Consider the following 10,544-nt stretch of genomic DNA (forward strand, 5'->3'; position numbering starts at 1 on the left):
CACGATCCAAGGCCGCGACTGTCGTTTCCCCACGACCAGACCAACGACCCTCCACACCGAAAGTCACATGATCAACAACTTCTGTTAGGACCCCTAAGTCTGTAGCCTGTATTTATGTCTCGGGGTCCTCGTGCCGTCGAAGTTGTGCTGTCCGATGAGGAGCGCGCCGAGTTGCTGCGCTGGGCGGGCGGGGCGGTGGCGCCCCGTCTCGTCGAGCGGGCACGCATCGTCTTGGCGTGCGCGGATGGGAAGCCGAATACGCGTGTGGCGGCGGAGTTCAAGGTAACCGCGGACACGGTGAGGAAGTGGCGCTCGAGGTTTGCTGCCCGGCGGATCGCCGGGCTTGAGGATGAGCCGCGGCCGAGCCGGCGCAAGTCGGAGCTGGTGCTCAGCGATGATGAACGGGCTCAGCTGACGCGTTGGGCGAGGCGCGCGAAGACCGCGCAGTTCCTGGCTTTGCGGGCGAGGATCGTGCTGCGGTGCGCGGAGGGCGGGACGAACAAGCAGGTGGCCGCCGAACTCAATGTGAGCGAGCAGTCGGTGAACCGCTGGCGGGCCCGGTTCGTGAAGCGGCGGCTGGACGGTCTGGTCGACGAGCCGCGGCCCGGTCGGCCGCCGTCCATCCTGCTCGACCAGGTCGAGGACGTTGTCCTCGCGACGCTGGAATCCACCCCGGGCCAGGACACCCACTGGTCGCGGGCCTCCATGGCCGCCCGCACCGGGTTGTCGAAGTCCACCATCGGGCGGATCTGGAAGAAGTTCGACCTCAAGCCGCACCTGCAGGATGCCTTCAAGCTCTCCACCGACCCGCAGTTCGTCGCGAAGGTCGTCGACGTCGTCGGCCTGTATCACAACCCGCCGGAGAAGGCCGTGGTGTTGTGCGTGGATGAGAAGAGCCAGATTCAGGCGCTGGACCGCTCGCAGCCGGTGCTGCCGATGATGCCGGGCATGCCCGAACGGCGCACCCACGACTATCTGCGGCACGGCATCACCAGCCTGTTCGCCGCCTTCAACATCGCCGACGGCACTGTCATCGGTGAACTCCACCGCCGCCACCGGGCCGTCGAGTTCAAGAAGTTCCTCGTCACGATAGACAAGGCGGTTCCCGCCGGACTCGATGTGCACCTGGTGTGCGACAACTACGCCACCCACAACACCCCAGAGATCAAGACCTGGCTCGGCAAGCGCCCCCGCTTTCATGTCCACTTCACTCCGACCGGCTCCTCCTGGATCAACCAGGTCGAGCGGTGGTTCGGCCTGCTGACAGACAAGCTCATCCGTCGCGGCGTCCACACCTCGGTGAAGGCGCTGGAGGATGACATCAGGGCCTGGATCGACTCGTGGAAGAAGAACCCCAGGCCCTTCACCTGGACCAAGACCGCCGACGAGATCCTCAAATCTCTCGCCGACTACCTCAACAAGGTCACTCCGCCAGCCACCGAAAACCAGCAAGAAACTTAAGCCCGCGATTTCCGGCGCATCACACTAGGCCGCACCCGGCATCAAGCGGTACATGTACCGGTATGGCGCGTGAGCGGGTGCGGTGGCCGGCCGTCGTGGATCGGGCACGGGAGATCGTGGAGAGCTACGAGGGCGGCGTCACGCTGCGCCAGGTCATGTACCGGCTGGTCTCCGAGGGCGTGCTGCCGCACACCCCGTCGATGTACCGGCGCCTGTCCTCCCACCTCGCCCAGGCCCGCCGCGAGGGCCGCTTCCCGGACCTGATCGACACCCTGCGCGAGGTCCACGTCCCGCCGGCCTGGCCGGACGTGGCCGCGTTCCTGCGCGAGGCCGTGGACTGGTTCGCCCTCGAGCGCACCGAGGGCCAGCGCCCGGTGTACGTCGCGGCGGCGGGTGACGTCGGATCCGGTGTAGCCGGGCAGGTGCTGGCAGAACAGGTGGTTGATGGTGCCGAAGGCGCGCTCGACGATGCCTTTGGCGGTGGGAGCGAACGGCGGGGCGGGCTGGACGCTGATGCCGAGGGTCTCGCAGGCGGCGGTGAAGGCCCGGGAGAGGGAGACCTTGCCCCGGTCGACGACGATCGTCTCGGGCAGGACGACGGGCCGGGCCGCAACCGGCGGCAAACCACCCGTCACCAGGTTGACCAACGTCCCTGGGCAGTCTAGGACATCGAGGTCGCCTGCGCCGTCGACCAAGTTCCCGGCTACCACCCGAAAGAGGCGTGGCCCCGGGCCTTCGAAGATCGTTGGGCGGTATGCGCAAGAACACTGCTGAACTCGAAAGGACCTTCCTTGTCGAATCTCCGGACGCGGGCGCTCGCCCGGCGCGCGACAGGTGTGGCCATGGCCGCGATCACGACCTTCCTGCTCCAAGGAGCCCCGGCGTCGGCGACGGCTGCCGCGGAGCCGCCGGTCGCGGGCACCTACTGCACGCCGTGGGAGGGCCACTACGGCGCGAAGAACTGGACCTACGCCGATGCCCGTGTGTGCCTCGTCGTCGACGCCTCGCAGAAAGCCCACGTCAGGGGCGAGACCGACACGAACACCTACTACTGGGGCGGCGCCTGGTACAACGCCAGCAGCAACTACCCGGCCAACTGGCGCGCCACGGGAACGGTGAGCAACTCCAAGGGCAAGGTGCTGTCGTACGACACCTACTTGGTCAGCCAGACGTCCCGCACCGGCTCGAAGGACGACATGATCAACGTCGGCACTCTGTCGGAATGCGGCGAGTACACCGTCAGCATGCGGTTCTTCCAGAACGGGGCGTACTGGACGGACAGCCCCTCCATCGACTCGGGGGAGCGCACCTACCAGATCGCGGTTCCCTGCTCCTGAGCGGACCGGGCGTCTCCCGCGATGCCGTCGTGGGCAACCCGCCGTTCGTCGCGGCCCCGTCGTGGCCTGCGTCGCGGCCGTGAGGACCTGGCGACGGTCGCCGGTGAAGCCGGACACGGACGTACGCGGCGCTCGCCGTGCCGTGCCCGGCGTACACCACGGCACTGCGCCGCCGCTTGCAGGCCCTGTCCGGCCGGCTGCTGTTTCACCCGTACTGGTCCGGCCCGGGCCGGATGCTGGCGGCCCGGGTGGAGCTGCGCCATCAGGTCCGCGCCCTGGAACGGCTGCCGTGACGACGCACCTGGTCCGCCTCCAGTTCGAGGCCGGCGGCCCGGCGGTCACCGGGGAGCGGGCCGACGGGGCGACAGCCCGCCGTACCTGGCGTGACGGGGTCGGGCTGTACGGCAGCGACGAGAAGGTCGTCATCCGGCTCGCCGAGGACTCCGATGAGGGTGAGCGGTGGCGTGGGAGCGGGGGCGCGTCGTCGAGACTGCATCGGACGGCGGTCACCGATCCGAGAGCTACTAGGCGCAGACGTCAAGGCCACAGATCCTTACGGAAGGCGCTGGGTCCTGCAGTGCAAGCACCGCCGGAACGGAGACCACGGCGCAGCGGTCGGCACACCAGACCTTCAGGTGCTCAACGGAACTGGTCGCCCGGTACACAAGGCGGACGTCGTGCTCATGGTGACCAACGGAAGGATCACCCAGCCCGGCCGCGCCTTCGCTCAGCAGCAGCGTCTCCATCTTGTGGATCGCCGATTGCTGGGGGAGTGGGCTGCAGGATCACGCCCCCTATGGGAGCTCCTGCGCGTTGTTCCCCCACCGCGGCGGCCTCCGGCCCGCTCGTAGACGGTGGATTCCGGGGAAGGCGGAGGCCGCGCGACATAGGACAGGGACGAAGTGGATCTGCTGGTGTGGGTCACCGCAGCCACCCGCACCTCCGTCGCCGCCGGCCAGTACCTGGCCCAGCACAACCGTGCCGCCCTCGGTCACGGCCTGCTCTAGCTGCGCGGCGACGGCACGGCCCTGGAAGCAGTCAGCCTGTCGAGGCAGCACTTCCACTTGGTGTCGGCCGCTAACCACCGACCGCGGCGCGGCATACTGCGCGGTCTGCCCGCCAGCGGCGGCCCACAGCCGGGCGTCGTGCAGTGGTTGTCAGTGTGGTCAGCTGAACGTGTTGCAGCTGGCGACGCGGCCGGAGCGGTAGCCGGTGGAGAACCATTGCTGGCGCTGGCTGGCGGAGCCGTGGGTCCAGGTGTCGGGTGTGACCTTGCCCTGGTAGCGCTGCTGGATACGGTCGTCTCCGACGGCGGCGGCCGCGTCCAGCCCGCGGTTGATGTCGTCCTTCGTCAAGTCGGTGATCAGTGGCTTACCGCTCTTGGGGTCGGGGGTGGTGGTGGCGTGGTGGGCCCACACTCCGGCGTAGCAGTCCGCCTGCAACTCGAGTTTCACCGAGCCGCTGTTCTGGCCCTTTCCGCTGCCGCGGGAGATCGTTCCGCTGAGGTCCTGGAAGTGGTGGCCGTATTCGTGCGCGATGACGTAGGCCTCGGCGAACGGGCCGCCCTTGGCGCCGAACTTGCTGCTCAGGTCGTTGAAGAAGCCGAGGTCGAGATAGACCTTGTCATCGGCTGAGCAGTAGAAGGGGCCGACGTCGGAAGTCGCGTTCCCGCAACCGGTGTTCACACTGCCGGTGAACAGGAACGTCGGGGCCTGCTGGTAGGGCTTGCCGGCGGCTGTCTCCGTCTGCTTCCAGAATGCCTGCACGCTGTCGACCACGGCGACGATCCGGCACTCCTCCTTGCGGTTGGCGTCGGCACCGGTCCGGCAGTCCGCCGCGAGGTCCGCGGCTGACTTGCCGGACGAGGACGTGTCGCTGCTGCCCGAGCCGAACATGCCGGGGTCGACACCCAAGAGCACGGACGCGACCAGCACCACGAGCCCGACCAGTCCCCCGCCGATGGTCTTCCCGCCGCCCGGGATCCCGCCCAGCGCACCTCCCCGACCGTCCTCGACCTCGGACGTGTCCAGAGCAGCATCGTCGTCGAATTGCATACGTTGACCCTCCCTCAAGCAGCGCGCCGGACCGCCCCGCGTCGTCCCGCTCGCCTACCCCGTACGAGGTCATCCCCATCCCGTCCTCTTCTTGCTCCGCCTCTCGGGGGAGCCGGCGGGCGACGCCGCGGCGCCGCTCTGTGGGTGAACGGCGGACCGCAGTGCGCGGTGACGGCCCCTCCATGCCGTCGACCGCGCAGCGGCATCCCGCCTGTCGCCGGTGCCGGGACCGTGCCCGCGAGGTTCAGATGACGGACGGCCGCCTCGGGTCGGTCGGGACGATCGCGTACTCGTCGAAGAGCCGTTCAAGGGCAGCACCCAGGGAATGCGGCGTGTCCGTCGGCCAGCGGGCATTTCTTCAGACCGGGGCCCTGGAGGTAGGGGAGGCTGATCAGGAGGTGGTCGCAGTGGGACCCGGGCAGCCACGGCTCCCTGGGTTACCCGGATCAGGCGGCGGTCGCCGTGGTGCGGCGGGCGGCTGCGGCGCGGGTGCGGGCGCTGTCGGTGGGGCGGATGCCGTAGCCGGCCGGATCCAGGCTGATCAGGCCGCGGTGCAGGCGGCGTATCCGCAGGGCCAGGTCGAGGTGGAGGCGGGGGCGCTTGTCGCGGATTTCGGCGACAGTGCGTGGGTTGACGTCCAGGCGCTGGGCGAGTGTGGTGGCGGGCCATCCGGCACGGGCCAGGTCGGCCAGCAGCCGGGATGCCTCGGTGGAGTCGGTCAGGCCGGGGGTGCCGGGGGTGCGGCGGTGGGGGAGCGGGATGCCGAGGATGGCTTCGGCGGAGGTGCGGGCGATGTGCCGGACCGTCTGGCAGTCTGCCGGGGTGCGCAGCACGCGGCGGACCAGGGTCACGGACAGACCGGCCCGGTCGGCGATGTCCTGCGCGGACATGCCCTGCCCGCGTAGCCGGACCGCCCACCGAGCGGCGGCATGCGGTGGGACACGGGCGGACAGACCGCGCAGGCGGTCCTGGTCGCGCCGGCGGCGGGCACGCAGTGCTGCCCGGCGGCACTCGGCGCGGGTGCAGCCGTAGTCGGCGCACGACGCCTGGCCGTGACGGACCGACGACCGCCGCGGCCGACGCTGCCGCACGGCCGGCACGGCGACGGAAGCGGACTGCTCTCCAAGACGTGGCATGGCGATTCCTGCTGCGAGTTCGGTGTGCTGGCTCACGCTACGTGCCCCCACCGACAAAGCAGCCCCGCAGCTCACCGCGTGTGAGTCCACGGGCCCGGGGCAGCAGCGTGTGCCGCGCCCTCTGCTCAAACTAGAGGAGACGACAGCGGCCTAGCCGCCGGACACAGCAGCCAGGTTGGCCACGCGGTGGGTCAGCGATGCTTCCCGAGAGACGGTAAGCCGCCAGGGACAGTCCGCACACTGCTACCCACCCGTACTACGCGCGCCGGTTGCCTGGTGGCAGGCTTCTCCGACTTGGCTTTGTCGGACTCGGCCTTCCTGGCGGCCGCCTGGCGCGCCATCAGTTTGAGTGCCTTCTCCCGCTGTGCCATGACCGCTTTGTGTCGCGCCATGGCCTCGGAGGCAGATTCGCCCGTAGTCGGTTTGGTCATGATCCCCCCTGAGAACGCACCTCACCGTGCTCGCAATAGTCGACGCAAAAGCCATGCCATGGGAAAGTCCAAACAGGGCCCGAGCTCTCATCCGGCGCACGCCGAGGCCCACGGCACCGCGCCGGAACACCTGCCAGACCGCACCGGGAACGTCTGGCGTACGCCGATGCGCGCCGGGATGCGGCAGGTGTGCCGGACCTGAGGCTCACATCCACGCGGTGCTGAACAGCGCGTATTCGAGTAGGTCGGGTGAGGTGTCGGACGGCCAGCCGTCGGTGGACGCTGCCTGGTGGGCGGCGGCGTGCATGAACGAGAGGTAGATCTGGTAGCGGTGGGGTGACCAGTCCTGGTCTCTCCAGACCCAGCGGGCGATCGAGCTGTCGGGGTCGTGGCCCGTTTCCCGGCCGACTGCTGAGGCTAGGGATCGCATGCGCCGGGCCAGGACGCGGTCGAGAACGAGCGGCTTCGGGCCGTTCGCCGGCGGCACGGTCTTGCCGGCGAAGTAGAGGAACTTGGTGAAAAAGGCAGGCCCGAGCCAGGCAACGTGACCGCGCAGCGCCGCATACGCTGCTCGTGCGCCGTGCTCGCTCAGAGCGGTGACCGCGCCGGCCAGTGCCGCTTCCAGATCGTCGGCGGCCAGGATCGTTCGCAGCGTGGCCGGTCCGCTGCCGCCGGGGGAGCCGCCCTTGCTCTTCCCCCACACATAGGTGGCCACCAGGGCCTCTGTGAAGGCTTCGCGCCGCAGTGCGTCCTGGACGATCGATGTCACCTGCGCCCGGTTCACCGCGGCGTCACCTTCGCACGAAGTCGAGGCCAGAGCTGAGGGCCACGGCGTAATCTGCGTCCACCGGCTGGGCGTGTAGTGGACCGTGTGCGCGCCGGGCGTCTTGTCGGGGAACCTTGCAGCGTTCTCGCTCCACCACCGGGCCAGCGCCCGCAGAGCCTCATCGGGCAGCAGGCGCTTGGCCATCTCCTGGTCCACCGCATCCGCCCGGTCTTGTCTGCTCACAGCCCGCCCCCTATGGATCCTGCTCCCCGCTGTGCCCCCTGCCCTGGCTCGCGTGGGGCGAGGACTAGAAGATACGGGCCTCGTCGCAGCCCCGCGTCCCGAGCTCATGGATGTTGTGCGCTGGACTGGCGCGCACTATCTCCGCGGTCCGGCATGAGCGGCGTCCGGTGTACGCGCGACCCCGTAACGGTCCCGGCGAATCCAAGGCCACGGCATCGCTTGAGCGATACACGCTGCGTGTCACTGGTGCGTGAGGTGCGAGAAGGCGGGAACCGTCCGCGGCGTGCGGCCCGCATATGCCCATCACGCCTTGGAAGAAACTCATCTTTTGTGTGCTTGTAGGGCTGAAGTAAGGGCATCCGGTGGCCAGGAGGTTGATAACGATGGTTCCCCTGCTTCTGGTTCTTCTGCTGGCTCTGATCCTCTTCGGCGCGGGCTTCGCGCTGAAGGCACTGTGGTGGATCGCAGTGATCGTGCTCATCGTGTGGCTGCTCGGCTTCGTCGTCCGGTCCGCGGACAGCGGAGGCCGCAAGGGCCGCTGGTACCGCTGGTAGACGAAAAGACACCCGGCGCGCGGAGCGCGCCACGCGCGAGCAATGAGTGGGCCCGGCCGACACGGCCGGGCCCACTGGTGTGAAGGAGAGGCTTGCTTGCGGCAGTTGGGAGGGTTCGGGCTTATCGGACGCACCGCAGGGTACGTGAGTCATGCACCGGCCCCGCAGACTCAGCAGTGGAACCCTGCTCCTCCTGTCTGCGCGGCCGGTGCCTATCGGGCTTACATCTGGTTCGGCCAGGTGACCAGGGCACGCAGTTCTGCCCCGGCGATTATGTCCACAACACGCCCTCCATCCCGACCGGCGCCCAGGTCAGCCACCCGCTCACGGTGGTCGACGGGCACAGCACCCACCAGCCAGTACAGCCACTCGGGACGCTCGCGATAGCCCCGTCATGGGGCCCCACGGTGACTCTCTCCCCCGACGTACCCCAGGACCTACCCGACCTGGAAGCAGCTGGCTGGCCGCCGCCTTCGGGGCGCCGTAGTTGGATCCAACCGGCAAGGGGCGGCGCCGCTGGACGATGCGCTGGAAGGCGCCGTTGAACGCCTTCCAGATCGCCTTCGAAGGCCGACTCACCCCCCACCAGCCACTGACACCTCAACAACCATGATCAGGCGTTAAGTTGGCCCTGTCTCACATTCGGTGTCGTCGTGGCCGTCGTGTGCCTGGCACTCGGCGCCGTACGCCCGGCACCCTTTGTCCTCGGTCTCGCCCTCGTCCTTCTTCTCGGTGTCCCCTGGGGATTCGCCGTGGCCCACCACCTGGCGCACGGGGAGGACGCCAGCGCTGACGACGGGTCGTGAGGTGGGCGCGCGCTGGCGGACCGCCCGTAGGACGAGGTGGGAGCCCGCCGCCCGGTTCCGTGAGCACCGGCCCGCGGGTGCCGCTCACTCCGCATAGGCAGGTTGCCTGCTAATATTGTCAGGTAGCCTGCCTAAAATTCCTGGTGTGAGTTCTCTCTGAGGACCGACCGGCGGGACACGCGTGAGGGAGTCTCGAATGAAGGCCACAGGCGGTGCTGAACCGGCCGGGCGATACAGGACAAGTGGCGCAGACGGCAAGCCCTTCGGTGCACGCTTCGTGACACCGCTGTATGTGGGCGCCGCACTGAACCCGGTGAACAGTTCCATGATCGCGACGGCCTTGGTGCCCGTCGCCGCGGCGATGCACATAGCCGTCGGCCAGACCGCGGTCCTGATCTCGACCTTGTACCTGACCAGCGCCATAGCGCAGCCCGCCGCCGGACGGCTCGCCGAGGAGTTCGGCGCGCGGTGGGTGTTCCTGGTCGGCACCCTCACCGTGCTCGCTGCGGGAATCCTGGGCGGCTTCGCGTGGGGCATGGCCCCTTTGATCGTCGCCCGTGTTCTGATCGGTGCCGGCACGTCGGCTTGCTACCCGTCGGCGATGCTCTTGATCCGTCGGCGCGCTGCGACGGTGGGGTTGAAAGAGCCGCCCAGCAGCGTTCTCGGCGGGCTGGCGGTTGCCGGCGCGGCCACCGTGGCGATCGGTCCGGCAGTAGGCGGCCTTCTCGTCGGGTGGTTCGGCTGGCGGACCGCGTTCCTGATCAACGTTCCCGTTGCACTGCTGGCTTTGACCATGGCTCTGGGGTGGATCAGCAAGGACCCGGCCCGTGAGCGGGGGCGTTCCCTGGGCGCCATGGCCCAGCGTCTCGACCTGCTGGGTATGGTCGTCTTCGCCGGTACCCTGATCACACTTCTTGTCTTCCTCAACGACTTGCAGCAGCCCAAGTGGACCCTTCTGGGCGCGACAGTCGTGCTGGCGGGCGCGCTCGTCGCCTGGGAGCTCAGGGCGGCCAACCCCTTCCTGGACGTCCGCCTGTTGGTCTCGAACCTCGCTTTGACCAGCACCTACCTGCGCAATGGCCTGACTCTGCTGGGTACGTATGTGATTCTCTACGGGCTGACTCAGTGGCTCGAGGCCGCTCGCGGCCTTCTCAGCTTCCAGGCCGGTCTGGTCCTCATCCCGATGGGCGCCCTGTCGGCCGTCACAGCACGAATCGCCTCGCGCCGCAGCGGGGTCCGGGCCTGGCTCATCGCTTCCGCGGGTCTGTTGCTGGCGGGTGCCGTCGCCACCTTGCTTCTGACCACCGGGACGCCGATCATCGCCCTCGTCGCTGTCACCGCGCTGTTCGGACTCACGTCGGGGGCGAGCAACGTGGCGAACCAGACCGTCCTGTACCGGGAGGCCTCGGCCGAGACCATCGGCACCGCCTCGGGGCTACTGCGCACCTTCGGATACGTCGGTTCCATAGCCTCATCGGCCATCACCGGCATCGCCTTCCGTAACCGTGTCGACGACACCGGCCTGCATCACATCTCATGGGCTCTCATGGTCATCGGCACCGTCGTCCTTCTCATGACGGCTTTCGACCGGCGTCTGGGCGACGCCACCCGCAAGAAACCCGCCGGCCAGGACTCGCAACACCTCTCGAGTACCGCTGCCTCTTAGAGGTCCTAACAAAGGCGTTGGACGTGGCGGTAGGTGATCAGGCAGGTGGCGAGGCCGAGGAAGGCCTCGTGGATGTCGTCGCGTCGTTCC

General features: G+C 68.5%; 9 protein-coding genes and 2 pseudogenes. 7 read left to right on the plus strand and 4 right to left on the minus strand.

The window, feature by feature from the left end; all coding sequences use genetic code 11:
* Positions 1 to 114 precede the first annotated feature (114 nt).
* Positions 115 to 1,461 carry an IS630 family transposase gene (locus ACFYZE_RS35880; RefSeq protein WP_389003832.1) on the plus strand — a complete coding sequence of 449 codons (1,347 nt, stop codon included), beginning with the start codon at positions 115 to 117 and terminating at the stop codon, positions 1,459 to 1,461.
* A 386-nt stretch (positions 1,462 to 1,847) separates the two neighbouring features.
* Here the strand turns inward: ACFYZE_RS35880 and ACFYZE_RS35885 are convergent.
* Positions 1,848 to 2,084, minus strand: a pseudogene (locus tag ACFYZE_RS35885) (transposase); the annotation flags it as partial.
* 219 nt (positions 2,085 to 2,303) lie between these two features.
* On the opposite strand from ACFYZE_RS35885, the gene ACFYZE_RS35890 reads away from it, so the two are divergent.
* From ACFYZE_RS35890 to ACFYZE_RS35900, 3 genes and pseudogenes are all read left to right on the plus strand, one after another.
* Positions 2,304 to 2,798 carry a hypothetical protein gene (locus ACFYZE_RS35890; RefSeq protein ID WP_389003835.1) on the plus strand — a complete coding sequence of 165 codons (495 nt, stop codon included), beginning with the start codon at positions 2,304 to 2,306 and terminating at the stop codon, positions 2,796 to 2,798.
* A 137-nt stretch (positions 2,799 to 2,935) separates the two neighbouring features.
* Positions 2,936 to 3,091, plus strand: coding sequence for a hypothetical protein (locus ACFYZE_RS35895; protein WP_389003838.1), 156 nt, complete (start codon positions 2,936 to 2,938; stop codon positions 3,089 to 3,091).
* A 231-nt stretch (positions 3,092 to 3,322) separates the two neighbouring features.
* Positions 3,323 to 3,649 (plus strand): annotated as a pseudogene (locus tag ACFYZE_RS35900) (restriction endonuclease); the annotation flags it as partial.
* Positions 3,650 to 3,964: 315 nt separating this feature from the next.
* Here the strand turns inward: ACFYZE_RS35900 and ACFYZE_RS35905 are convergent.
* The 3 genes from ACFYZE_RS35905 to ACFYZE_RS35915 all read right to left on the minus strand — a co-directional run bounded on the left by ACFYZE_RS35905 (position 3,965) and on the right by ACFYZE_RS35915 (position 7,428).
* The gene (locus ACFYZE_RS35905; protein ID WP_358939953.1) at positions 3,965 to 4,852 is read right to left on the minus strand and encodes a neutral zinc metallopeptidase; all 888 of its coding nucleotides are present in this window, start codon (positions 4,850 to 4,852) and stop codon (positions 3,965 to 3,967) included.
* A gap of 446 nt (positions 4,853 to 5,298) precedes the next feature.
* Positions 5,299 to 5,988, minus strand: coding sequence for a hypothetical protein (locus ACFYZE_RS35910; RefSeq protein ID WP_389003841.1), 690 nt, complete (start codon positions 5,986 to 5,988; stop codon positions 5,299 to 5,301).
* Between the two features lie 636 nt (positions 5,989 to 6,624).
* Positions 6,625 to 7,428, minus strand: coding sequence for a hypothetical protein (locus tag ACFYZE_RS35915; RefSeq protein ID WP_389003844.1), 804 nt, complete (start codon positions 7,426 to 7,428; stop codon positions 6,625 to 6,627).
* A gap of 383 nt (positions 7,429 to 7,811) precedes the next feature.
* On the opposite strand from ACFYZE_RS35915, the gene ACFYZE_RS35920 reads away from it, so the two are divergent.
* The 3 genes from ACFYZE_RS35920 (at position 7,812) to ACFYZE_RS35930 (ending at position 10,454) form a co-directional block, all read left to right on the plus strand.
* Positions 7,812 to 7,982, plus strand: a complete 171-nt coding sequence (locus ACFYZE_RS35920) for a hypothetical protein (protein ID WP_037661814.1) — start codon at positions 7,812 to 7,814, stop codon at positions 7,980 to 7,982.
* A gap of 653 nt (positions 7,983 to 8,635) precedes the next feature.
* Positions 8,636 to 8,788, plus strand: a complete 153-nt coding sequence (locus ACFYZE_RS35925; protein WP_389003848.1) for a hypothetical protein — start codon at positions 8,636 to 8,638, stop codon at positions 8,786 to 8,788.
* A 196-nt stretch (positions 8,789 to 8,984) separates the two neighbouring features.
* The gene (locus tag ACFYZE_RS35930) at positions 8,985 to 10,454 is read left to right on the plus strand and encodes an MFS transporter (protein WP_389003851.1); all 1,470 of its coding nucleotides are present in this window, start codon (positions 8,985 to 8,987) and stop codon (positions 10,452 to 10,454) included.
* Positions 10,455 to 10,544: the final 90 nt, after the last annotated feature.

The sequence above is a fragment of the Streptomyces sp. NPDC001796 genome (assembly GCF_042892355.1).
In the GTDB taxonomy this organism is placed as follows: Bacteria; Actinomycetota; Actinomycetes; order Streptomycetales; family Streptomycetaceae; genus Streptomyces.